This is a genomic window from Mesorhizobium sp. M3A.F.Ca.ET.175.01.1.1, from assembly GCF_004791945.1.
GTDB lineage: Bacteria > Pseudomonadota > Alphaproteobacteria > Rhizobiales > Rhizobiaceae > Mesorhizobium.
Window position 1 is genome coordinate 1 of the sequence record NZ_SRTP01000014.1, and the last position, 22,509, is coordinate 22,509.

General features: G+C 58.8%; 20 protein-coding genes, 2 tRNA genes and 3 pseudogenes. 9 read left to right on the forward strand and 16 right to left on the reverse strand.

The genetic code is table 11. The features are described from left to right. Positions 1 to 696: 696 nt before the first annotated feature. Positions 697 to 876 (forward strand): annotated as a pseudogene (locus EN818_RS33800) (IS3 family transposase); the annotation flags it as partial. 53 nt (positions 877 to 929) lie between these two features. Here the strand turns inward: EN818_RS33800 and EN818_RS25110 are convergent. The 3 genes and pseudogenes from EN818_RS25110 to EN818_RS25120 all read right to left on the reverse strand — a co-directional run. Continuing rightward, a complete protein-coding gene (locus EN818_RS25110; RefSeq protein WP_135905568.1) occupies positions 930 to 1,622 on the reverse strand; it encodes a hypothetical protein in 693 nt (230 codons plus the stop codon). Beyond that, positions 1,619 to 2,227: a hypothetical protein gene (locus EN818_RS25115; RefSeq protein ID WP_245521426.1), complete on the reverse strand. Its 609-nt coding sequence runs from the start codon at positions 2,225 to 2,227 to the stop codon at positions 1,619 to 1,621. Before EN818_RS25115 ends, EN818_RS25110 begins: the two co-directional genes overlap by 4 nt. A 430-nt stretch (positions 2,228 to 2,657) precedes the next feature. Next, positions 2,658 to 3,609 (reverse strand): annotated as a pseudogene (locus EN818_RS25120) (integrase arm-type DNA-binding domain-containing protein); the annotation flags it as partial. A gap of 283 nt (positions 3,610 to 3,892) precedes the next feature. Between EN818_RS25120 and EN818_RS25125 the strand changes: the two are divergent. After that, a pseudogene (locus EN818_RS25125) lies at positions 3,893 to 5,084 on the forward strand (IS481 family transposase). Positions 5,085 to 5,128: 44 nt separating this feature from the next. Here the strand turns inward: EN818_RS25125 and EN818_RS25130 are convergent. From EN818_RS25130 to EN818_RS25175, 10 genes are all read right to left on the reverse strand, one after another. Continuing rightward, a tRNA-Phe gene (locus tag EN818_RS25130) sits at positions 5,129 to 5,204 on the reverse strand. Positions 5,205 to 5,430: 226 nt separating this feature from the next. Continuing rightward, positions 5,431 to 5,652 (reverse strand): DNA gyrase inhibitor YacG, encoded by a 222-nt coding sequence (gene yacG / locus EN818_RS25135; protein ID WP_095807915.1) that lies wholly within the window; start codon positions 5,650 to 5,652, stop codon positions 5,431 to 5,433. Positions 5,653 to 5,681: 29 nt separating this feature from the next. Then, positions 5,682 to 6,308, reverse strand: a complete 627-nt coding sequence (locus tag EN818_RS25140; RefSeq protein ID WP_135905573.1) for a Maf-like protein — start codon at positions 6,306 to 6,308, stop codon at positions 5,682 to 5,684. 131 nt (positions 6,309 to 6,439) lie between these two features. Beyond that, complete coding sequence (gene infA, locus EN818_RS25145; RefSeq protein WP_006200926.1) at positions 6,440 to 6,658, reverse strand: translation initiation factor IF-1; 219 nt, start codon at positions 6,656 to 6,658, stop codon at positions 6,440 to 6,442. Positions 6,659 to 6,745: 87 nt separating this feature from the next. Continuing rightward, the gene (locus EN818_RS25150; RefSeq protein ID WP_281036013.1) at positions 6,746 to 7,198 is read right to left on the reverse strand and encodes a low molecular weight phosphatase family protein; all 453 of its coding nucleotides are present in this window, start codon (positions 7,196 to 7,198) and stop codon (positions 6,746 to 6,748) included. A gap of 178 nt (positions 7,199 to 7,376) precedes the next feature. Next, positions 7,377 to 7,862 (reverse strand): UPF0262 family protein, encoded by a 486-nt coding sequence (locus tag EN818_RS25155; RefSeq protein ID WP_095807919.1) that lies wholly within the window; start codon positions 7,860 to 7,862, stop codon positions 7,377 to 7,379. 2 nt (positions 7,863 to 7,864) lie between these two features. Next, positions 7,865 to 9,157: a histidinol dehydrogenase gene (gene hisD / locus EN818_RS25160; RefSeq protein ID WP_135905575.1), complete on the reverse strand. Its 1,293-nt coding sequence runs from the start codon at positions 9,155 to 9,157 to the stop codon at positions 7,865 to 7,867. A 9-nt stretch (positions 9,158 to 9,166) separates the two neighbouring features. Further along, complete coding sequence (locus tag EN818_RS25165; protein ID WP_135905577.1) at positions 9,167 to 9,601, reverse strand: DUF2948 family protein; 435 nt, start codon at positions 9,599 to 9,601, stop codon at positions 9,167 to 9,169. A gap of 196 nt (positions 9,602 to 9,797) precedes the next feature. Next, entirely contained in the window at positions 9,798 to 11,090 is a 1,293-nt protein-coding gene (gene murA, locus EN818_RS25170; RefSeq protein WP_135905579.1) for a UDP-N-acetylglucosamine 1-carboxyvinyltransferase, read from the reverse strand. Positions 11,091 to 11,229: 139 nt separating this feature from the next. Beyond that, positions 11,230 to 11,454: a hypothetical protein gene (locus tag EN818_RS25175; RefSeq protein ID WP_189523836.1), complete on the reverse strand. Its 225-nt coding sequence runs from the start codon at positions 11,452 to 11,454 to the stop codon at positions 11,230 to 11,232. Positions 11,455 to 11,678: 224 nt separating this feature from the next. Here EN818_RS25175 and EN818_RS25180 point away from each other — a divergent pair. The 4 genes from EN818_RS25180 to EN818_RS25195 all read left to right on the forward strand — a co-directional run bounded on the left by EN818_RS25180 (position 11,679) and on the right by EN818_RS25195 (position 15,565). Continuing rightward, positions 11,679 to 11,753 (forward strand) — tRNA-Thr (locus tag EN818_RS25180). A 235-nt stretch (positions 11,754 to 11,988) separates the two neighbouring features. Then, positions 11,989 to 12,825: a hypothetical protein gene (locus EN818_RS25185; protein ID WP_135905583.1), complete on the forward strand. Its 837-nt coding sequence runs from the start codon at positions 11,989 to 11,991 to the stop codon at positions 12,823 to 12,825. A 711-nt stretch (positions 12,826 to 13,536) separates the two neighbouring features. Continuing rightward, complete coding sequence (locus EN818_RS25190) at positions 13,537 to 14,616, forward strand: hypothetical protein (RefSeq protein WP_135905585.1); 1,080 nt, start codon at positions 13,537 to 13,539, stop codon at positions 14,614 to 14,616. Continuing rightward, positions 14,603 to 15,565: a site-specific integrase gene (locus tag EN818_RS25195; RefSeq protein ID WP_135905587.1), complete on the forward strand. Its 963-nt coding sequence runs from the start codon at positions 14,603 to 14,605 to the stop codon at positions 15,563 to 15,565. Before EN818_RS25190 ends, EN818_RS25195 begins: the two co-directional genes overlap by 14 nt. A 414-nt stretch (positions 15,566 to 15,979) precedes the next feature. Here EN818_RS25195 and EN818_RS25200 read toward each other — a convergent pair whose 3' ends face one another. Beyond that, positions 15,980 to 16,192 carry a hypothetical protein gene (locus EN818_RS25200; protein WP_135905589.1) on the reverse strand — a complete coding sequence of 71 codons (213 nt, stop codon included), beginning with the start codon at positions 16,190 to 16,192 and terminating at the stop codon, positions 15,980 to 15,982. Positions 16,193 to 16,502: 310 nt separating this feature from the next. Between EN818_RS25200 and EN818_RS25205 the strand changes: the two genes are divergently transcribed. Beyond that, positions 16,503 to 18,212 (forward strand): AAA family ATPase, encoded by a 1,710-nt coding sequence (locus EN818_RS25205; protein WP_135905591.1) that lies wholly within the window; start codon positions 16,503 to 16,505, stop codon positions 18,210 to 18,212. 16 nt (positions 18,213 to 18,228) lie between these two features. Here the strand turns inward: EN818_RS25205 and EN818_RS25210 are convergent, their stop codons facing one another. Then, positions 18,229 to 19,464 (reverse strand): hypothetical protein, encoded by a 1,236-nt coding sequence (locus tag EN818_RS25210; RefSeq protein ID WP_135905593.1) that lies wholly within the window; start codon positions 19,462 to 19,464, stop codon positions 18,229 to 18,231. Between the two features lie 30 nt (positions 19,465 to 19,494). Between EN818_RS25210 and EN818_RS25215 the strand changes: the two genes are divergently transcribed. Beyond that, a complete protein-coding gene (locus EN818_RS25215) occupies positions 19,495 to 19,836 on the forward strand; it encodes a hypothetical protein (RefSeq protein WP_135905595.1) in 342 nt (113 codons plus the stop codon). 206 nt (positions 19,837 to 20,042) lie between these two features. Here the strand turns inward: EN818_RS25215 and EN818_RS25220 are convergent, their stop codons facing one another. Next, a complete protein-coding gene (locus tag EN818_RS25220) occupies positions 20,043 to 20,732 on the reverse strand; it encodes a DUF2726 domain-containing protein (RefSeq protein ID WP_135905597.1) in 690 nt (229 codons plus the stop codon). 233 nt (positions 20,733 to 20,965) lie between these two features. Between EN818_RS25220 and EN818_RS25225 the strand changes: the two genes are divergently transcribed. Next, positions 20,966 to 22,399 carry a hypothetical protein gene (locus EN818_RS25225; RefSeq protein WP_135905599.1) on the forward strand — a complete coding sequence of 478 codons (1,434 nt, stop codon included), beginning with the start codon at positions 20,966 to 20,968 and terminating at the stop codon, positions 22,397 to 22,399. Positions 22,400 to 22,509: the final 110 nt, after the last annotated feature.

The window sequence follows — 22,509 nt, forward strand, 5'->3', positions numbered from 1 at the left end:
GCCGAGGAATGGAAACGACCGCCGCGCGAGTGGTTCGAGGCCAAGACCCAGTTCGCCGTCGTCTTCGGCGAAAGGTTCGTCGGCCAGTGACGAAACCGGCCTCGCGCACAGAATTCCTGACAGTCCCCCGATGACCGACGACATGATGAACCTGCGCGCGCTCGTGGAGAAGACCCCCGATGCCGATCTCCTGCGCGATCGCCGCCGACGTGGTCGAGGATCGGACGCACCATCAGCTTCGTCACTGACCGACGCGTCTCGACAGGCAGCGCCTGCCATCGCGGCGCCTCCATCATCATGTCGGTGTCGTTCAACCTGGAGAACAGATCGAACTGGTAAGTCGTGGGCTTGCGCGGCATGGACCTCTCCCCGATTCGAGTCGTGAGAGTCCGATGCTGCGCCGATCTTCTGAGATTGCGACGGCACGCCTGTGTCATGGAGAAGCTCAGCCAAGGCGACAAGCACGGCAAGATCGACCTGCGCGGCAGCCGTGATGCGCCAGCTCACGCCAGCCGATCGGTCGAACATCCACGCCGGAACCTCCAGCCACCGGTCCGACGCTTGGCCGGAAAGGCTGCAGCGGAAAATCGTCACATCACCCTTCTTGATCACTTCATGGGTATGGACCTGCAGCCCGGCCCACGGATGCCACGGATAGCAAAGCTCGCGTTCAATCCCAGTCCCGTGGGTGTTATGTACAACACCGCGCGGCCGCACTCCCAAATCGCCTGGCAGACACCGGCTGAGTTCGCCGCCACCTTCAATCCGCGACGGTCGCTCGCGCTGCGCTATGCCAAAGGCTCCACGCCAGCGACCGTCGCTTCACCCGCCCAGCAGGGCACAACCCACGCCGGAAACGAACTCAAAACTGGATAGAAACTGGGGGCAACGTCAGGCGCTCAGCGGTTAGCAGACCACCCTCATCGCGCCTATCCCTGCCATAAGGGCAATCCACTTTCTGCGGCGAAGTCTCTGTCCTCTGCGTAGATCGGCTCGCCTCTTTGCACCACCCGTCGAAGCAAATCCGCATCTTCTTCGGCATGATATCGAAAGGCGTTTCGGGTGTCATATCCATGCCCTGCTTGGGACAGGGAAAACCCGCTGACCACAACAGGGGTGAAACCAGCGAAACGCGCCAGTATGATCGCGAAGGCTCCGGTGGAGATTTTCCGGTGCCAGCCGCCGGAAAGATGATATTTGCCGCTAAGCCGCCAAACGATGTTGGCTAGCTGCCACTTGGTAAGTGCCTGCAAGGTGTCATAGCGATAATTGAAGGTGCAGCAACTGGCTTTCAGCTTGTCCTCAACCTCCTGCCAGACCGGGATGATCAGATGCTTTGCCTGCCGTCCTTTTAACAAATCACGCTTGTAGATATCCTGCCCACCCGCGCCGATCAAAATGCCGCGGCGGATCAGCGCGATATCAGGAATGGGAAGGCCGAAGGTTTCCGCCAAAAGCTGGGAAGCGTTGACGGTCACAAGTGCCCAATGGGCATCATGTCCCCGCGGGAGGCGAAAATTCGGCGCCGACCCCATCACCAGGGCGGGACCCGTCACTCTGGGCAAGCGAAGAATTGGCTTTGGGAAGATGGGCAAGAGATGATCCGAGAGCGGAATTTTCATCCGGGAATCTGAACCGCATGTTCCTCATAGGCGCGCAGGATCTTTTCTTCTCGGCTCCACAATTCGTCCCATTGCGTCGCGCCCGACCAGCCCGCAAACCAAGGACCGCCGAGCGTGTAGTGCGCCAGCGAGACATCGGCGGGATTGAGTTCCGAAGCCGAAGCCCCTACCAGGTAGTTCCATGCCAGGGGCAATTCCCCGATCTCATGGTCCTCAAGCCATTTGAAGGCGTGGAGGTCACGTCCGGGCAACGTATTAAGCATCTCGTTGGTCAGCCGTTTGTTGGCGGGATGGTCCAGGTTCCACAAAACGACCGACGACCAGTTCTTGCGGCGATAGAACGTCTGCGTTTGTCCGTCCATCTTGACCGCTTCGGATTCGCGCTGCTGGTGCTTAACCGCCATGATCGCGTAGGAAGGATCGACCAGGTCGAGCAGCTTGACCGGGTCCTGCAGAAACAGGACGTCACAATCGCAGAACATGGCCCAGCCGCCTTGCCGCAGAAACGGAACGGCAAAGCGCGATATGGCAAACTCGGTGGCCATGGGTGCCTCGGAAATTGGGCACCAGAGCTTACCATCACGGACCTCGATCGGTCGGTTCATGATTCCCTGGGCTACAAGGTCTTTAAGCACGAGGGGCCGTATCTGCAACGGCGTGCTTGTTCGCCGATAGGCGCTCCATCGTGCTACGTCTAGAACTCGGGATTCGCGCGGATCATACCCGATGTAGATTGGTATCATGGCAATTCTATACTGCTTGTGAAATCTCGGATTAGCATGGTAGCACTGCAAGCGGAAATGGCAGCACCGATCCTGGGAAATGGGCGTGGCCGTCTGCTGAGATTGATCGTGGCTACCGCTTCTGCCGCGCTGCCACTTTTTTCAAAGCACGAACCTGAAAGTATCTGACCCATTGGTTCAGTCAAGGTTTGGCTTCAATTCGCAGGAAGTCGCGCGTGAGCGAACTCCAATTGAGACCGACGAGAGAGACGACGTAGAGGCCTCGGCTTCGGTAACCCCAGCCTCTCTCGCGGCGGCGCAGGGCGGCGTTAAGCGTATTGTCGGAAATCGGACGCGAACCCGATCGAACACTAGGAAACAGCAGCGAACCGCCACCAGAGATTTTCCTAAGTGAGGTTAGGGAGTTAACAGCCTGCCTTGAAAGGGCTATGCGGTGCGGCCGTCGCATTTTCATGCGTGCGTCAGGATGATCCACACCGAGCTTTCGAAATCGAACTCGTCCCATTCGGCCGCACGCAACTCGCCGGGGCGGGGAAACAGCAGCGCCATCAGTTTCAGGGCCGCTCGGGTTGTGGGCTGTCCGTCAAATGCATCGATCGCTCTCAGCAAGCCTCCCAAAGCCTTCGGCTCGGTAATCGCGGCACGTGGCGTGACTGTTGGACTGATGAGTGCACCCCTCAGGGCGATCGTCGGATCTGCCTCGGCGCGAGCGGTCGCGATTGCGTATCGAAACACGCTACCAAGGGTGGAGCGTAGTCGCCTGCCGACTCGTATCGGCCGCGAACCTCCACGCGACGGAGGGCGGTAAGAATCATGGCCCGATCGATCTCCCGAATGCACTTGTCGCCAATTGTCGGGTAGGCAAAGTCGAGCAGCCATTTGACCTTGTTGATCGTCCGGTCGGCACGTCCCTCCTTCTTCTGTTTTTCAACGTATTCGTCCGCGATTGAGCGAAAGGTGTCTTTTGACGAACTAGCTTTCTGGAATTTGCGCTGCTGGGCCGGGTCGGCACCAGCCTTGAGGAGGCGTTTGGCTTCATCGCGTGCTTGGCGGGCATCAGCGAGAGAAATGACAGGATAGCTGCCCAGAGACAGCAGCTTCTGCTTCCCGTCGAACCGGTAGGCGAGGCGCCATAGCCTTGTTCCCGACGGCTGCACCCATAGCTGCAGCCCGCCGCCGTCGGATAGCTTCTGGAGCTTGGACGCGGGCCGGGTGTTGCGGCATTTCACGTCGGAGAGAGCCATTGTGGGACCTCCTGTTTTGGCGCTTCGATACCAACAGGGTCTCAGATACCAACAAAAATACCAACACCTCGCCCCGTTGGACGAAGTTTGCCGAACTGCGATGAAATTCGCCCAAGCGGATCTTTCGTGCCGAAAAAGGAAAGCAGATTCAGCAATTTGCGGGGGCTGAAGCGTAGAAGCTTCGGCGAAAGGGAGCGCCGGGAGAATGAGCGACCTGAGACATAGGTGACGATTTGTACCGGACACATGGGTAACACTTTTCGGTTTTTGCCGGGAGGTGTTGATGCCGTGGAGAGAGTGTTCGGAGATGGAAGAACGTCTTCGCTTTGTGGCTCGCCTTCTGGAGGGAGAAGGCATGAGCCAGGTGTGCCGGGCGTTCGGGATATCGAGGAAGACCGGCTACAAGATCTTCAACCGCTACCAGGATGAAGGATTGGAGGCGCTTTGCGACCGTTCTCGGCGGCCGGTGCGCGACGCCAACCAACTGCCCGACCAGATCGAGCGGCTGATTGTTGAGACCAAGCGGGACAAGCCGCACTGGGGCGCCAGGAAGATCAAGGAACTGCTGATCAGGAAGCTCGCCGGCGATGCGCGCATTCCTGCCAAGAGCACGGTGCATGCGGTTCTCGACCGCCACGGCCTTGTGAGCCAGGCCCCGCAAGAGGAACCGGGCGAACAAGGCCATGGGCACGCCGTTGTCGCAAGCCGTCCAGCCCAATGATCTATGGTGTGCCGACTTCAAGGGCGAGTTCAAGACCGGCGACGGTCGCTACTGTTACCCCCTGACGGTCACCGACCAGGCGTCGCGTTACCTTTTACTGTGCGAAGCGCTTGAATCGACAAAGGAGGCTCCGGTCATCGAAGCCTTCGTGCGGCTCTTCAAGGAACGCGGCCTGCCCGCCGCCATCAGAAGCGATAACGGCCTGCCGTTCGCCTCGCCCAACGGGCTCTACAATCTGTCGCGACTGTCGGTTTGGTGGCTGCGGCTGGGCGTCAGCCTCGAGCGCATCCAGCCGGGCTGTCCACAGCAGAACGGCCGCCATGAGCGCATGCATCTGACGCTGAAGAAAGAGGCTACGCGTCCGCCGGGCATGAACGTATTGCAGCAGCAGGCAAAGTTCGACGACTTCGTGAACGAATTCAATGCCGAAAGGCCGCACGAAGGCATTGCCATGAAGGTGCCGGCCGAGCTCTACACGCCCTCTTCAAGGCCCTACAGCGGACTGCCCGAGCTGATCTATCCCTTCCATGACAAGGACATCATGGTCACCGCTTGCGGCCGCGTCTGCATGCATCGCAAGAAAATCAACATCTCGATCGTGCTCGCCGGCCAGAGGCTCGGCATCACCGAAGTCGACGACGGCATTTGGCTCGTCTCCTTCATGCACTATGATCTCGGATATATCGACCTGGAGCAGAGAACCTTGCAGACCATCGACAACCCGTTCGGCACGAGGTTGTCACCCATGTCTTAGGGACAAGCTGTTACCTATGTCTCCGGGTCGGACAGAAAAGGGGATGGTGCCCAGAGGCGGATTCGAACCACCGACACGCGGATTTTCAGTCCGCTGCTCTACCAACTGAGCTATCTGGGCCTGTACCGGCTAACGGGATCGCGCGCCGGGTTTCTTGGGGCGCCGGGCGGCACCCCTTGAAAGCGCGTGGGTTATAGCACGGGAATTGGGCCTGTCCAGAGCGATTGCAGGAAAAGTGCGCAGCGGTTTTCTGTCCGCAAATGCGTAAAAACAATCACTTAGCTTGGCTGCCGATTTCATCGGGAAAGAAAAATCGCCGCCAAACGGCTGAACGCCGGGTGAGCGCTCACTCCCCGTCTTCAGGCGAGGGGCCTTGCGCCGGGCTGTCGCCCTCTTCCTCCTCGCTGTCACGCCCGGGGATGACGTAGGCGCCCTTCAGCCAGCGATTGAGGTCGATGTCCTTGCAGCGCGCCGAGCAGAACGGATAGTGCTCGCGCGCCGAAGGCTTGCCGCATTCGGGACAGGGCCGCTTCGGCCTGAGCGGCGTCACCTTGTCGTCAAGACTCATGCTGGTCCAGGCTCATGGGTGATCCAGGCTCATGGCCGCGCGGCTTGCCAGTTCCGGTAAGCCTTGAACCCCTCGCCCGAAAGCAGCGCGACGCTTTCATAGAGCGGCAGGCCGACCACATTGGTGTAGGAGCCGACCAGCTTGACCACGAAGGAACCGGCCAGGCCCTGCACCGCGTACCCGCCTGCCTTGCCGCGCCACTCGCCGGAAGCGACATAGGCGTCGATCTCCTCGCGCGGCAGCCGCTTGAAGCGAACCCGCGTCTCCACCAGCTTCTGGCGCAGCTTGCCGCCCGGCGTGATCAAGCAGATGCCGGAATAGACCCGGTGCGAGCGGCCTGAAAGCAGGCCGAGGCAGTTGACGGCGTCATCGATCGTCTCGGCCTTGGGCAGGATGCGCCGCCCGACCGCCACCACCGTATCGGCGGCAAGAATGAAGGCCGGTGCGGCCCCTTCCTCGCTCTTCAGCGATTCCAGCGCTTTCTCGGCCTTGTCCTTGCACAGGCGTTTGGCCAGCGAGCGCGGATGCTCGGCGCGCAGCGGCGTCTCGTCGACATCGGCAGGCAGGATCCGGTCCGGCTCGATGCCGGCCTGCTGCAGCAGTTCGATGCGGCGCGGCGAACCCGAGGCAAGCACGAGCTTCGGCAGGCTGCTCATGGGAGCATGATGCCGAAAATTGTGAAGCGGTTCTCGGAGGACATCATGCTCCACTCTTTGATTTGGAGCCGGATTCAGATTCCAGGCCTGACAGGCCTGAAATCATCCGGCTCCAGATTCCCGCCAGGCTGTTACTTGAAACGATAGGTGATGCGGCCCTTGGTCAGGTCGTAAGGCGTCATCTCGACCAGGACCTTGTCACCGGTCAGCACGCGGATGCGGTTCTTGCGCATGCGGCCGGCCGTATGGGCGATGATCTCGTGTTCGTTTTCGAGCTTCACGCGGAACATCGCATTGGGCAGCAGTTCCGTGACCACACCTGGAAACTCGAGGACTTCTTCCTTCGGCATTCGATACCTTTGCTTGGATGGCGGTTCCGGCGGCCGGCCGGAATTTGCGGCGGAACCTATATGATAATCGCCCGCTTGTGAACAAGCTTAATCGGCTGGGCCATTCACTCCCGTAGCCGCAAAACGCTTGCTGATACGGGCCTTCAGCCGCTCGCGGACATCGCGATAGGCGGCCATGATGTGGTCGCGCGTGCCGCCTGTGTCGGTCGGATCCGGCATCGGCCAGTATTCGACCTCGACGGCGAGAGAGCGCGTTAACTCGAGCGCGGCGTGGTGCGCTTCCGGCGCCAGCGTCACGATCAGGTCGAAATAGTCGTCTTCCAGCTCGTCCAGCGTTCTGGGTTGGCGCCCGCCGAGCGTCAGGCCCTCCTCGGCAAGCACGGCATCGACGAAGGGATCGCGCTCGCCGCCGCGCAGGCCGGCCGAGGCGACGAAGGTGGTGGCGGGCAGCATCCGTCTGGCCAGTTGCTCCGCCATTGGCGAGCGCACGGCGTTCATGCCGCACACAAACAGGATCGAATGAGGCAGCGCGGCCAGCACTAGAGCATGATCCCGAAAAGTGGGAACCGGTTTTCGGAGAAGATCATGCTCCAACAAAACAGCATGATCCCGAACCGGCGGTCAGCGAACGCAAAAAGTGGGAACCGGCTTTCGGAGAAGATCATGCTCCGCCAGAGAGTTAGATCAGGATGGCGGTTCACCGAAAAGTCATCCTGATCTAACCCCGCCAATGCAGCACGCAGACGAGCGTGAACAGCCGGCGCGCGGTGTCGAAGTCGATCTCTATCTTGCCCGCCAGCCGGTCCATCAGCGTCTGCGAGCCTTCGTTGTGCAGGCCTCGCCGGCCCATGTCGATCGCCTCGATATGGCTGGGCGTCGAGGAGCGGATGGCCTCGTAATAGCTCTCGCAGATCAGATAGTAGTCCTTGACGATGCGCCTCAGCGGCGTCAGCGACAGAATATGGGTGACCACGTCGGCGCCGTCCTCGCGGCTGACGGCAAAGACAAGGCGCGACTCGGCCAGCGACAGCTTGAGCCTGTATGGGCCGGCCCCATCGTCGTTGAGCGGGCGAAAACTGTTCTCCTCGATCAGGTCGAAGATCGCCACCGCCCGCTCGTGCTCGACATCGGGCGTCGAACGGCCGATCGTCTCGTCGAGCTCGACGTCGATGAGCCTGTCGCGGTTTTGATGATGGCCGGACATCGCTACATGTTCAACCGTATGCCGACGGACCGCCCATGCGCCTCGAGCCCTTCCGCCTTGGCGAGCGCGATCGCCGCCGGCGCCAGCAGCTTGAGCTGCTCCGGGCCGAGCTTCAGGATGGAGGTGCGCTTGACGAAGTCGAGCACCGACAGCCCCGAGGAGAACCTCGCCGAGCGTGCCGTCGGCAGCACGTGGTTGGAGCCGCCGACATAGTCGCCGATGACTTCCGGCGTGTGCCGGCCGACAAACACGGCGCCGGCATTGCGCATTCTGGCGAGGAAGCTCTCCGCGTCGTCGATTGCGAGCTCGACATGCTCGGCCGCGATGCGGTCGACCAGCGGCAGCGAGGCCTCGAGCGTCGGCACCAGGATCACGGCGCCGAAATCGCGCCAGCTCGCCGCCGCCGTCTCGGCGCGCGGCAGGCTCTTCAGCTGGCGCTCGACCGCTTGCTCCACCGCCTTGCCGAACCCGGCGCTGTCGGTGATCAGGATCGACTGCGCCGACACATCATGCTCGGCCTGGGCCAGCAGGTCGGCGGCGATCCAGTCCGGGTCGTTGTCGGCGTCGGCCACCACCAGCACTTCCGACGGCCCGGCGATCATGTCGATGCCGACGGTGCCGAACACCTGGCGCTTCGCCGCCGCGACATAGGCGTTGCCGGGCCCGACGATCTTGGCGACCGGCCTGATCGTCTCGGTGCCATAGGCCAGCGCCGCAATCGCCTGCGCGCCGCCGACGCGATAGATCTCGGATACGCCGGCCAGATCGGCCGCCACCAGCACCAGCGGATTGATGACGCCGTTCGGCGCCGGCACCACGATGACGATCCGCTCGACCCCGGCGACCTTGGCCGGCACCGCGTTCATCAGCACCGAGCTTGGATAGCTGGCTGTTCCGCCCGGCACGTAGAGTCCGACCGCCTCGATCGCCGTCCAGCGTGAGCCGAGCTCGACGCCCGCGGCGTCGGTGTAGCGGTCGTCCCTGGGTTTCTGCCGCTCGTGATGGGAGCGGATGCGGTCGCGTGCGAATGTGAGCGCCTCGATTGTGGCCGGGTCGGCGGCTGCGTAGGCACCGGCGATGTCGCTGCTGGAAACGGCGACGCCGAGCTTGCCGAGATCGGCCTTGTCGAAGCGGAGCGTGTAGTCGGCGAGCGCCTTGTCGCCTTCGCCGCGCACGCGGGCGATGATATCGCGCACGGCGGCGTCGACATCAGCCGAAACTTCGCGCTTGGTCGACAGGAAGGCCGAGAAGCGCTGCTCGAAATCGGGATCTTGCTGATTGAGTGTGATGGCCATTTGATACGCTCAGGCCCTGTGGAGGGGACGTGACGTGGCTTCCCAGGCGCCACCCACATCGGCAAGCCTGGCTTCGATGCACTCGACGTCGAGCATGATTGCGCCGCCGCCCGCAAACACCAGCTCGATGATGCCGGCCGGTCTGCTGATGGCGACGAAGCTGATGGCCAGCAGCGACAGCACCTCGTCTGGCTTGTTGCGCGCAATGCCGCTGGTCTTGACGCCGAGCACGCGGTCGAAATGCAGCACGCTGCGCCGCCGCTCGTTGTGCTGGCGCAGAAAGCCGGACTTCGCCTCCCAGACGAAGCGGTTCATGGTCAGCACGAAGCGCTTGGCTGCCGGCAGGTATTCGAGGTCGGACACCTTCATCACGGCGTCCTGGACATGGGCCGAGACAATGCCCAGGTCCTGGTCGTCGAGCGCGATGAGCTTGAGAGCGGCCATGCGGAATGCGCACCTGAAGGTTGGTGGTTCAAGCCTCTGTTAGAGCATCATCCCGAAAAGTGGAAACCGGTTTTTCGGCAAAAGATCACGCCCAAACAAAAAGCCGGAGCCTTTTGCTCTCGTTTGATCGAGACGAAAACGCTCTAGGAGGTCTTTGCCGCTGGTGCAACCTGCCCGAAATGGGTGCGGCGAAGCGTCAGCCGGAAATCCGTTCGATCACCGCGCCGCAGCCGGAGAGCTTCTCCTCCAGCCGCTCGAAGCCGCGGTCGAGGTGATAGACGCGGTTGACCGTGGTCTCGCCTTCCGCGGCAAGGCCTGCAATCACCAGCGATACCGAGGCGCGCAGGTCGGTCGCCATCACCGGTGCGCCCTTCAGCTTGGCGACGCCGTCGACGATTGCCGTCTGTCCGGAGAGCGTGATGTGGGCGCCGAGGCGGGCGAGTTCCTGCACATGCATGAAGCGGTTCTCGAAAATCGTCTCGGTGATGCGCGACTTGCCCTTGGCCATCGTCATCAGCCCCATGAACTGCGCCTGCAGGTCGGTCGGGAAGGCGGGGAAGGGCGCGGTCGTCACGTCGACCGGGGAGATCCCGGCACCGTTTCGCTGCACCCGGATGCCGGCGTTGGTCGGCGTGATCTCGGCGCCGGTCTCGGCGATGATGTCGAGCGCGGACTGCAGCAGGTCGGGCCGGGCGCCTTCGAGCACGACGTCGCCGCCGGTCATGGCCACCGCCATGGCATAGGTGCCGGTCTCGATCCGGTCCGGTATGACGCGGACACGCGCGCCGGACAAGGCCTCGACGCCCTGGATGGTGATGGTGGAGGTGCCGGCGCCATCGATCTTGGCGCCCATGGCGACCAGGCATTCGGCGAGATTGACGATCTCGGGCTCGCGGGCGGCGTTCTCGAGCACCGTTTCGCCCTTGGCGAGCGACGCCGCCATCATCAGCACATGCGTGGCGCCGACCGATACTTTCGGAAAGACGAAGCGGTTGCCCTCCAGGCGGCCGTTCTTCGTCTTGGCCATGATGTAGCCATTGTCGACGTCGAGTTCGGCGCCAAGCGCCTGCAGGCCTTCGAGAAACAGGTCGACCGGACGCGTGCCGATGGCGCAGCCGCCGGGCAGCGAGACCTTGGCCTGTCCCATGCGGGCAAGCAGCGGGCCGATCACCCAGAACGAAGCGCGCATTTTCGACACCAGCTCGTAAGGCGCGGTGGTGTCGACGATGTTGCGGGCCGAGAAATTGATAGTGCGGGAATAGCCTTCCTGCTGCTTTTCGCGCCGGCCGTTGACCGAATAGTCGACGCCATGGTTGCCGAGGATGCGGATCAGCTGCTCGACATCGGCCAGATGCGGCACGTTCTCCAGCGTCAGCGTGTCGTCGGTGAGCAGCGATGCGATCATCAGCGGCAGCGCCGCGTTTTTCGCGCCCGAGATCGGAATGCTTCCGGCGAGCTTGTTGCCGCCGACAATTCTGATGCGATCCATGAAACAGGTCCCCTCGGCCGAATGGCCGACTTCAAATCGGTTGAGTATGTCCGGCTCTAGACGATTGGCCGGCATGGTTCAAGAAATAGGATTTCCCCGCTGCCCGGCCAGCGTGGCCGTTCAGTGTGGCTGATTTGAGTTAGTCTTTCTGCATTTTTTCAGCAGTCGGCAGCCCCTCCGGCCGTTTGTCGGCGTCACCGGCGCGCTGCCTTTCAGCGTCACCGGCGCGGTGCCTTTCAGCGTCGCCGGCGCTCCGCGAGCGCGCCTGCGCCTTGCGTTTTTGCAGATTTGCGCGCAACGCCTCGGCGAGCCGCTCCTTGCGCCCGTCGCCACTGTTTTTCTGTGGATTTGCCTTGTCGTTCATCGTCCCGTCCAGATCGGCGGCCAGCCGGCAGCGGCTCAGGGATAGCCAACATTGTGGCGCGGCCATGTCGCAAAGCTGGCTGGGAGCGGCTTTCAGGGCCGCTGCATTCCCATGCGGACCACCCAGAAACCGTGCAGTCGTTCAGGACCGCGGCATGCGACGCTTTGGGTTTTTCTTGGCCTTGCGCTTGCCGGTTCGATATGGCAGAAGCGCCGCCATCGCAGGCTGCGGTAGCTCAGTGGTAGAGCACTCCCTTGGTAAGGGAGAGGTCGAGAGTTCAATCCTCTCTCGCAGCACCAGCTTTCCCTTATTTTTCAATGGTGTGGAAGCTAACCACTCCCTTTTCCCCACGGGTCGAACACAGAACATTCCCCGCGTTTTCCCCAACAATACGGGGAAAATCGGGGGAGAACGTTCATGGACCGTTCTTGGCAATTCGTTCCTAGGCCAGTGCGGAAGGTTGCAACCTGACGGTTCCCGACGAGTGAAATCAATTTCAGAAGGGGGCTAGTCTCTATGACCTGCAGCCCGAATGTGACAGCCCTCAAAAAGCTGATCGCGTCCAATATCGCCAAAGACCCCTACAACTTTGATGGGTTCCTGTGGTGCAGCATGTCCCACCGCGAACGCGGCCAAGCGTTGGGAGTTGATGAGAGGACTATCCGCAGGCTGATCAAGGACAAGTCGTTCGTCTTCGATACTACGGGGAACATAACTCTGGTTCGCATCGCGGAACCGGGAGAGAAACCGACGCCACGCACCTATGCCAAGAAGATGGTTGCGTTCGTTCGCCGATATCTGGCGAAACACGTGCCCGAACAGCGCACGAAGCTACAGGTCGAAAAGAAGGCGCTCAGCGATGCCTTGGATGGCCCGGCAGACGTTGCGAGGTTGAACAAAGCCCTAAGCTTGTCTCTCACCCCCGAAGAGCTTCACGACCTGCCGGATGATGGGAAGTTGGAAATGGTTGAGGCCAGATTGGTCAAGGTCCTCAAATGGATACCCAATTTACGCGAACGCGAAACCCGCGATGATTTCGGCTGTTTGATCGGATTGGCCAAAGTCTGGCCCGAGGGCGTGCAGGTGGAGATTTTGGAAATCGTCTTCGCCAACTGGAGGGAATTTATGAGCGGAGTGAAGCTAGTGCAGCACCTCGAACGCGAAGCGAACCGGAAGATAAAGAAGGCAGACCCAACGGCGAAAGTGACCGAGGTGCGGGGGCTGTTCTTCGAATATCCCCACATCCCGACTATACGAAAATACTGGAAGGTCGCGCTGGACATGGTAACCACCCACTATCAGAACACAGGGAAGAACCCCCCGCCGAGCTTCAAGGCTCTCAATCCGGGCCTTTGGAAGCACTTGAAATGAGGCCGGGGCGCGGAATGTCCGTTTCTTCCTTCTCCAGTATATAGAACTGTTAGATGGTCAAATTAGATCATTACATATTATACAGGGGACTAGAAAAAGAAACGGACATATGTAGTGATCTAAGTTCCCGTCTCGCCAAGGCTCACGGGAACCACCATCACCCGAACACAAACCAGATTTCGGGAAGAAGGTCGCTTCGCTCCCTGCCTCCCCGTTGGGTCGGCCTTCCTCACCCCATAGCCCCTAGGTTTCACCAACGCTCGGGGGATGTAGCCAGAGACATTGCAATGGCCCGAAATGGTTTCGGGAGACATCTCCGGGAAAGCACGTTTTACCTCACGGCAGAAATCAGCAACCCCAAACAGGGAAAGGTAATTCATGTCGTTGTGGGAAACCGAACTGCGTATGTCCCGCGCGAACGAATGCGGGCAGGAGGCTAGGGACATGCCGAGCAACAATTGCGGTCCCGAAGGTAATGTTCCCCTGTGGTGTGAAATCAATTTCACATGATGACCCGATCAGTGTCTGACCAGTAGTTCCTTGCAGAAAGACTATGCATTTCTGACGGGCATCGACTTCAACCTTTCCGACCGTTTACCAACGGGTGCTGGAAGCAAAAAAGCTGAAATAATAGTTCGCATGCTCTGGCTTTGTTCCCCACGCTGGCAAGCGGGGCCAAGGTTCTGGCCTCCCCGAAACAGGGAGACCGAAATGTTCCAGCCGCTATTCGACGCCACCGATCCGACCTTCCGAGCGCTCGCATCCGACCATAAAGCTCCGACAGTCGAACCGCTCCCCATATCGCCATGGGTAGCAATGTCCGCAATGCAGAAGGGGATCAGACGCGGTGATGTCGAACTCGCGTTGAGCGCCGCCATGACGCTTCTGCGCTCCGATCCGGCGAAGCTTTGGCGGCGTTTGGCCGGGATCGCGGTGGAAGACGTGGGATTGGCCAACCTCGATTGCGTTGCGTTGGTATTCGCTGGCACGTTGGGCAAGACCTTTCGCCAGTCGTTCGGCGGAGAATGGGCCGTGGCGTCGCTGTTGGTGAAGCAGGCATGCCTATCAAGAAAATGCCGTGCGGCTGATGACCTCCTAATCGCCCTGTCGCATCATCACGAGCTTGACGATCTACGGAGCACTCTGGCGCGCGAAGACTTGTCGGAGCACCTTTCCCGCATCGAAGGTCGCGGAGCGCTTCTGGGGGCCTCTCTGGCGGCGCTACACGCGTCTGGTGTCAGGTGGACGGGACAGGCAGCGAGCCAGAAGGCAGACCCCAAGGCGCTGTTCGCCACCATAAGGTCTGCCGGGATCGACCACGAGATTACGGGGCTGGCCGAGCAGGGATGGCGTCGAACACGGGAAGCGCTTCCGGTCCTGCTGCCACTTCTGACCCTAGCCCTTCCATTCGGGAAGCTCCCTGTCCAAGACGACGAACTCCCGTATATAGTGACCACTCGCAGCGGTCTGCCGACTTATTGCTATGATGGCTTTAGCCGTGAAGGCCTGACAACGCTGGCTCGCTTCCTGAAACGGGATACGACCACCGGGCGATGGTTCCGAAAGCATGTCCCCGCTCAGTACCGTGTGGGAGTGTTGCATGGCGCTGTATTCAGGGTCGAGGGCGGACTGGTTCGGCAGCGTGTCCAGTGGCCTTGCGCCGTCACGCTAAGGCGTCTGGCCGACAGCGGGTATCACGGCATGAAGCTGCCCGACCCTGATGCGTTGCTCGACATGATCCGGGACGACCTTCCCGTGCTGGACGAGGAGCGCGCCGATGTACAAAGTTGAACGCCATACCGACACCGGAACGGTGCCGCACGTCCTCACGAACCAAAACGCGTTGCCGCTCGCTGCAGATGTGCAGCGCTTCGTCACGGCTTCACTGGCCGACGCGAGCAAGCGGGCTTACCGACTGGACATCGCACACTTTGAGGCTACTGGCAGACGGCTCCCCGCGACCCCGGAAACGGTCGCAGCATATCTGGCCGAAGGCGCGGAGACCCATGCCGTCGCGACCTTACAGCGGCGGCTGGCCTCGATCAGCAAAGCCCATCGTGCCATCAACGCCGATGACCCGACCAAGAGCGAGTTGGTACGGGCGACATTGCGCGGTGTGCGCCGGACCATCGGGGTCAAGCAACGGCAGGCACAGGCCCTTCTCCGCAATGACCTGTTCGCGATCCTCGACCGTCTGGGAGACCGCACCAAGGATATCAGGGACCGCGCTCTGCTGTTGTTAGGTTGGGCTTGTGCCTTGCGCCGCTCCGAATTGGTTGCGCTGGATGTGCAGGATATCGCGTTCACAGGCCAAGGCGCACTGGTGACGATCCGAAAAAGCAAGACTGATCAAGAGGGCGCAGGACGTGAAATTGCTATGCCATTCGGGCGCACGAGGCATTGCCCTATTGCCGCTCTGAAAGCATGGCTTGAGGTCGCGGGCATAGAGACCGGCCCGATCTTCCTCGGCATGGACAAGCACGGCCACATCCTTCCCGAGCGCATATCCGGCGAAGCGGTAAGCGATGTCGTCAAGCTTCGTGTCAGTGAAGCCGGTTACGATCCTGCCGTTTTCTCCGCTCACTCCCTGCGGAGCGGCTTTGCGACCTCCGCCGCAATGGCGGGAGCGACTAACTACAAGATCAGGCAGGTGACGGGGCATCGCAGCGAGGCTGGCCTTGCGCCTTACCTTCGCACTGTTGATTTGTTCACGGACGCAGCCCTTGAGCGGGTTCTGTAGCGTCAAGTGATACCTTGAGCTTGTCGTTCAGGCCAATATGGGCGGGACATAGGTAGCCTATCGCGTAAGCTTCAAGAAGCGCGCGCAGGCGTGGGTTTTCAATTTCCAGATATCGGAAGCAGCAGCCGTTTCGAAGTTGAGTTCGGTCGCCCACGAAATACAAGTTTACAAATGAGGACTGCCCCGCCAAATGGTTCACAAGACGCTGGCGAAGTCCCTGCCTCCCTCTGCTCGACTTGCCAACATGGAGGGCCAAGCCGTCTGACGCATAAATCACGTAAACGCCATGACCTGACGGGGCATCAAGGGAGTTCCTGCTCAGCGGGAATTGGTGGAGGGTCGAAGAAACCAACTGGTTGAAAAGAGCCAAGATTTGGCCTCGCTCACCGGTTCCCTCAGGGATGCCTTTTGCAGTCACTGGGCCAGTTCGCAACGTAAAAGCCGACCGAGATGGGCGACCTGCAGCGCTTGCGAGCGCTCAAGCACGACAAGTATTTCACGCGACTTTTCAAGAGGCAGATTGAGGCCGCCGAGCCTGTTGATTAGCGCTCGCTGCCGGTCAAGCGTAACTTTCCCTTCCCGGATATGCTGCTCGACCATTTGCTGCACTGTCTCGCCGTACTGCATCCGAAATGGATATCAGCTTTCTCACGCTTGTGATAGCGAGCAGCGGACACGGCTCAATCAAGTGCGCGATGTGCGTCTCAAACAGTCGAGCCTCATCCGGGATAACAACAATTATCCAGAGCTAGAACTAACACCGAAACATGCCTTCCTTAAGCGATAGCCAGTACGGGAGTGGCGGATTTTTCGCTAGTCCAAGGATAGGCAGCCGCGGACAGCCGATTAGGGCAGTTGCAAGTCATATGATTGGTGATTGATGGAGATGGGTTTCAAGATAGTCTAGAGCTTGTATTCGCTATGTAGGGGCGAGCACATGAGCACCACGACGGTCAGCTTTCGGTTGAGTGAAATCCAGCTCTACGATTTTCGCGGGGCAGACAGGCTTAAGGTCGAGTTTCCATTAATGCAACCGCTCTACCTCGTAGGGGCGAACAACGCAGGAAAATCGACGGTGTTGGATGCTATCGCATTGGCGCTCAAGGGAGGCGGCTTCCATACGTTTTCTCCAGATGGCTATGACTTCCATCACGGGGCAGACAGCGGACGGGCGGAGGAGTTCCATATTTATCTCAGGTTCGAGGCTGATAGAGGCAAGCTGCCTGCCGTCCAAGGGATGGGTTCACCAGCTTTCGTTCATGGCGTCCATGTCCAAGGCCGAATAACTAGGAAGGGGCCGGAGCACAGTCATTACCTCATAGACGATGCTGGCAAGACGATCTCATTTTCGAGGACTACCCCGGTGAAGGGTGAGGCAAAGGACGCATTTGCAGGGACGGGAGTGGGGTTCCGTCCCGTAAACGCTCGATTGGATGACATTCGAGATTTTCTTCCCGAAGTCTGGGTGCTTAGGCCCAACCAAATTGACGCATCTCTTTACGAATGGAAGACTGGCCCGCTACGTCGCTTGGCGACCCTGCTGTCAAAGAGATTTCTGGAAGCCGATTGGAACTTCAATTGGCGAGGCGGGACCCGATCCATGCCAGCTGGCATTCAGCACGCCCACCAATTCCTAACCGACGCGGTTAGAGAGTTTCCGTTTTGGAAGGACGATCTGAGACCCAAGCTTGAGAAAGCGCTGGGCCATTATCTCGGTGATCGCTCGTCCTTTGCTCTTACGCCTGATTTGGCGTCGATTGAGGAGTGGCTTGTTCAGCAGCTGACTGTTGCCTTTGCAGTGGAGGCCAACGCGCCGTCGATCCCGATTAGTCGCATGGGGGACGGTGTGCAGAGCTTGGTGCGGTTGGCCGCTCTGGACGTTATAAGCCAATATCCTGAAATGATGAGAAATGAGCGTGTTGTCATTCTCTTCGAGGAACCCGAAACTCACCTTCATCCTCATCTTCGCCGCAAGCTACGTGTGACCCTTGAGCAACTGGCTGAGCGCGGTTACCAGATCGTGGTGACAACACACTCGTCCGAGTTCATTTCCTTTGCCGACAAACAGCGAATTGCCCGTCTCTCGCGAACACCGGACGGCGTCAGATTGCACCCGCTTCTGCCTAGCAACATCAAACAGGAGATCAAGCAGCAAGAGCGCTTGGAGCGCGGACGAGCTACGCTGGAAATCCCCTTCTCTCGACGTGTTTTGATGTCGGAGGGCAAGACCGATGAGCTTGCGTTTCGTCTGGCGTTCGCAGCGCTCGGCTTTGATGCCGACGGATGCTCCCTTGCCATCGTAAGAGCCGATGGGGCAGCCGGCCTTCCTCCACTTGCAGAACTCACGCGGGCTTTTGGCCTCCCATGGTTCGCAGTAATTGATGACGACTTGTTACCCGACGGGACCAAGAAGCCGGCGACCGACAAGGCCACGTTAGAACTCGAAAAATTGCGCACCGAGGTTGATAGGGTTCAGCAGATGAAAGGCGCACTGGAAGGAGCTTTGAACTTGTCGCGTCACGGCGACAGCGCAGAAGTCTACAATCGCTTAAAGGGCATCAGCGAAGAGGTAATGAGACGGGAGTACGCGGCGTTTGCGGCGCTATGTGATAACGTTCGCAATTGGTGCTTGGCAACCTCTTCATAATACGCAACCCACACCGTCATTTTTGGCTTAGATTTCCCAAGATGTCGTCCATTATGAAATCTTTGGGATTTGTCCAACTGCGCTCCATAAGGACGCGCTTGATTAGTTTGCCCAGTGCTTTCAAAAAGCGTTCCTCCGACGCAAAGTGGTGGCTGAATGCGTGAAAGGATGAGTAGTCAAAGGTCATTCCACCCCCCTTTAAATGAGCAAGGGTTTCGCAGGCTTCGACGTATGGTTCGCTCGTGTCATCAAACAATTCTTTCACAACGGCGATGCCAACAAGCGGTCTTGGTCCGATTGAAAGCTCCGCCTCATGTCCTCCGATCAGCAACTTGGCGGGTTGGGTTTTTAAGAGATACCGTGCAGCTCCACCAATCTGACGAACCGCATCATCTATTTGAGAAAGCGATTTGCGCCGCTTACGGTCCAGCTTAGTCCGACTGGCTTTTTCTGTATTCGGACTGTCTTTCGCTTGGATCAATAGGATGTGGCTGTCCGCTATCACAAGCACATCCAAAATCTCCTTGTTTGTGTCGGGCCGCAGGGGGTTGATTACAATCTGATCTCGCTTGAAAACGCGCCGCAGTGCCGACGCGATGTCGCGCTCTTGGAAGTAACCGGGTTCTTCGCGAGTGAGACTGTCGCGTCGGTATCCGGCGCTACCGAGATAATCGTTGTGTTCGGGTGTCGCGTCCATGACAAAGATGTCCTCAGGCGCAAGCGCCTCCTCAAACTTCACCTTGATGGAACGCCGGTCGTCAAGTGGCGTCCGATTTCCAAACCACGAATGTAGATTGTCCAAGATGCTGCGTGCGGTCGCGGGATGGTATTCTAGCAACTTGAACTTTTGCTTCCTCTTCAGGCAGCTCCCCTCGTCGTGGAGAGTGACGCGGTAGCTCATCCATTCGCGGCTGTGCTCATCGAAAAAGAAAACGTCAGCCTCTTTGTATGTGAGGAGCTCCAATAGGTCTAAGCTGTGCTGGTCGTTGGCGAACAAGCCAGTCGCTATGACAAGGGGTTCGTCCTCATCATCAAAGAATGCGGTCATAAGCGAGACCGTTCCCCCCGTGGTGGACTTCATTGGTGCGAGGTAAAATGAGAACCCGCCATTCGTTCTGGCGGCTAAAATCGCCTCCTTTGAAACCTTAACTACCAGCGAAAGTTTGCCCGTCTCCGCCTGCCTGATCGGCAACAGACCGGCTGCGAAGGACTTTATGGCCGGGAGAACGTGGGGATGCAGTATAGAAAGCATACGAGTTTTCAACCATTGTGTAGAGAAAACATGAACGACACGCGCCCCGTTTCACCCTGCATTGACCAGACCCAAGAGGATATCGAAACCTACTATCGGAACGCTGAAATCGGACAAATCGCTGTAGTTCGGCACACCCAGCATCATATACTCTTATATCGAGTTTTGGAGATTGAAAGCCGCGATCCTCCCTGCATCTACGTCCGTAATGCGGGTGCGTTCTACATGAAAAGTGGGAAGAACCGCCATCACCCGACAGGGCAGACCTCGCTTGTCGTCCCCACTCATGAAGTATTGGCATGGGCCAATGAGCATCCGCGCGGCGAGCTTGGGTATTCGGTCTACCGTCCGGTCGGGTTCTTCGGGAGGTGAAATCTTTTCATCACGCGTCCGACCCGTAGCTTGCCGCAGTAGTGGCAGGAGCAAGCGGATTTTTGAAGGCCTAAGCCAACCGCCGTCATGGCAGGGGCGAGTAGCTGGGGAAATTTTTGGAAATTTGTCGCTGGTTTTGACAGCTACAGCCCCGACTTGCTTATAGCCATCGAAGCACCCAATTCGCTCGGCTTGTGAAATCAATTTCACAGGTCGCCGTGGGCGGTCCGCTCACTTTCGGGAGGCACTGGTCTATGGACGAGTTTTTCGACTAGTCGCCTAAGCTCCGATGGGGTGGTGTGACCGCCTATAATCTCGTGATATCCGATCCCAGCCCGTCGTAGCGCTTCCTTCTTAACCGCATCACGCGCCGCTGCCGAACTCTGATGGTGGGCATGTCCTTGATATTCGAGAGCATGTCGAGGGTGGCAGTTCTCGTCGACAAGAAGAAGGTCAACCCGCTTCGCATTGATGCAGCTATACGCGTCTGCATCCGTGCTGCGAAGTATCTCACCCAATGACACTTGGGCCATCACCTGCCATCCCGGATTGCAACTGATCACCATACGGTCAAGCTCTTTGAAGACGCGCACCTCGCTCCTATTAAGGAGTGGCTGAATGGTGAATTGTGCTGTCATAACAATCCGCAACTGGTCTGCAGGATCAATTATTTTCGGCGGCGTGGAAACAGGCTTCGGTGTGGGCCGCAGGCCGCTAAGGATATCATCGCCTCCGCTGCGCTCTCTCGCCCAGCGCTTGCGCTTCCTTTCCCTCCATACTCGTCTACGCATCGTTGAACGGAAGCGCTCCAAGGCCATACCCACGAGGATACCGGCTAACAGAATGCCGAATAGCGGAAGAATTTGCTGCGCTTGCTCACTAAGTTGGGATGGCATGCCGGAAAGCTACCTCCGCGATGTAGGACATTCATTGGCACCGGGAGTTCGACTATAGCAGCAAAGGATCAGGCGGTGTGAAAGTCCACGTCCTCGGCATTCCCGGCGGGAGCACGCGTCTTGCGGCTCCAATACGCATATAGTTCGTGGACTAACGACAGTTGTCATCTATAGCCTATTGCCGTAGCACCCAAGATCTCGCAGAGTGATCAAAAGGTCATGGGGGGCCTTAAATGACCACGTTCTCAAATCCTTTGCTGTTCTCACAGCACTTCAACATCGACCCTGCGGCTTTGGCAGCGGCTGGCCTGATCGATCCATTCCTGACAGTTGATACGCAGCTGTTCATTGATCCGATCCTTTTGGACAAATCCGGCAATAAGCTGATCCGAGAAGATGCATACCAAACCTTTTGTACTCATTTTCAGCGGGTCGTCCGTTTGCTGGCGATATGCAAACGGGAAGGCGATCCTGCTTGGAAAGCTGCTCAGTGGCAGATGAGCTTACGTGAAGCGCCCGCGAACGGCCTCGGCTACGGCACGAGTGACCGTCCCGGAAATTCGCGCCCCGAAGAACTACGCGACGCGATGCTCCGCACTGCAAAGGAGATTGTGGAACTCGGAGCGGAAGACCCCGAAATGATTTCGCTTATGGGCTTTTTCGAGGAAGACGTTGGACCTGACACGATAAGCGACCTGACGTCCCGCGTAATCCAGCCGCAACTTGCCAAACTTACAAGCGAGTTCTGCGGTCCACTCGGCATCCCTATGAGGACTTCTGAGGCAACCCCGGACATCGCGTTGCCTCATTACACCAATGCGAACGGAAATGAGCGGGCGATTGTACTTGTGCCTTCCGACATTGTTCGGGAGCTACCTATTGCTAGAAGCTGGGACGACATTGAAGCTGCGATCAACGCGAACACATTGATCCGGCAGCGTGTAAATGCCCTGCTTGCAAGCATTGCCCAGCCAACAGTGGCTGACCGCAAGGACGCTTTACGCAGTGCCGCGATGCAGTCGAAGGATGTCTTTGAGGCTTTTATAGCAGCTGTAAAAGAGAACGCGACCTACTACGACCCAAATATCGACGCGCTCGGCTACTACAAGCTCAAAGAGATACTGCAAAGCGGTCAAGACACCTTTAAAAGTGAGCGGAAATACGATGTTGCCGAGGGGATCGATGAAATCAAGAAGGTTGTCCGCGATACCATCGAACGCTTCGCTCATCACATTGAGAAGGGCAATCTATGGGAAGCGCTTTGGATTGGTGACAAGCCTAAGAAGGAGAGAGCTGCGCAGCTGATCTATTTTGCGATGTCGGACTGCTTTTGCGAGGCAAACGACATCGACATCTCGCCGGAAGCGAATATGGGCGGCGGACCTATCGACTTCAAATATTCCAAGGGATACCACGCTCGCGTCCTTGTCGAGATGAAGCGTTCGTCAGGAACGGTCGTTCATGGCTACGAAAAGCAGCTGGAAATTTACAAGGACGCCTCCCGCACCAATCACGGCTTTTTCGTAGTGCTTGACTATGGAGGTCTCGGCAAGAAGCTCGATACCATTCAAAATATCCGCAATGAGCGCTTGGCACGCGGAGAGCCAGCTTCTGAAATTGTGGTGATTGACGCGAGCAAAAAAGCTTCAGCTAGCAAGAGAGAGTAGACAACTGCTGCCTCGCCATGGGGTTGCCATGTCAGCAATGCAGATCAGATCGCGCTACCCATTTACGTTTGGCGGATTTTCGGCGCAGGGCGGAACCAGACGCCGAACAG

Coding starts and splice junctions, on each gene's coding strand:
- EN818_RS25165 (WP_135905577.1), bottom strand. CDS start 9,601: ATGGCCGCTCTCAAGCTCATCGCGCTCGACGACCAGGACCTGGGCATT.
- EN818_RS25175 (WP_189523836.1), bottom strand. CDS start 11,454: ATGAACGACAAGGCAAATCCACAGAAAAACAGTGGCGACGGGCGCAAG.
- murA (WP_135905579.1), bottom strand. CDS start 11,090: ATGGATCGCATCAGAATTGTCGGCGGCAACAAGCTCGCCGGAAGCATT.
- EN818_RS25220 (WP_135905597.1), bottom strand. CDS start 20,732: ATGCCATCCCAACTTAGTGAGCAAGCGCAGCAAATTCTTCCGCTATTC.
- EN818_RS25115 (WP_245521426.1), bottom strand. CDS start 2,227: ATGAACCGACCGATCGAGGTCCGTGATGGTAAGCTCTGGTGCCCAATT.
- infA (WP_006200926.1), bottom strand. CDS start 6,658: ATGCCGAAGGAAGAAGTCCTCGAGTTTCCAGGTGTGGTCACGGAACTG.
- EN818_RS25205 (WP_135905591.1), top strand. CDS start 16,503: ATGAGCACCACGACGGTCAGCTTTCGGTTGAGTGAAATCCAGCTCTAC.
- yacG (WP_095807915.1), bottom strand. CDS start 5,652: ATGAGTCTTGACGACAAGGTGACGCCGCTCAGGCCGAAGCGGCCCTGT.
- EN818_RS25140 (WP_135905573.1), bottom strand. CDS start 6,308: ATGAGCAGCCTGCCGAAGCTCGTGCTTGCCTCGGGTTCGCCGCGCCGC.
- EN818_RS25190 (WP_135905585.1), top strand. CDS start 13,537: ATGTTCCAGCCGCTATTCGACGCCACCGATCCGACCTTCCGAGCGCTC.
- hisD (WP_135905575.1), bottom strand. CDS start 9,157: ATGGCCATCACACTCAATCAGCAAGATCCCGATTTCGAGCAGCGCTTC.
- EN818_RS25215 (WP_135905595.1), top strand. CDS start 19,495: ATGAACGACACGCGCCCCGTTTCACCCTGCATTGACCAGACCCAAGAG.
- EN818_RS25225 (WP_135905599.1), top strand. CDS start 20,966: ATGACCACGTTCTCAAATCCTTTGCTGTTCTCACAGCACTTCAACATC.
- EN818_RS25110 (WP_135905568.1), bottom strand. CDS start 1,622: ATGAAAATTCCGCTCTCGGATCATCTCTTGCCCATCTTCCCAAAGCCA.
- EN818_RS25210 (WP_135905593.1), bottom strand. CDS start 19,464: ATGCTTTCTATACTGCATCCCCACGTTCTCCCGGCCATAAAGTCCTTC.
- EN818_RS25155 (WP_095807919.1), bottom strand. CDS start 7,862: ATGTCCGGCCATCATCAAAACCGCGACAGGCTCATCGACGTCGAGCTC.
- EN818_RS25195 (WP_135905587.1), top strand. CDS start 14,603: ATGTACAAAGTTGAACGCCATACCGACACCGGAACGGTGCCGCACGTC.
- EN818_RS25200 (WP_135905589.1), bottom strand. CDS start 16,192: ATGCAGTACGGCGAGACAGTGCAGCAAATGGTCGAGCAGCATATCCGG.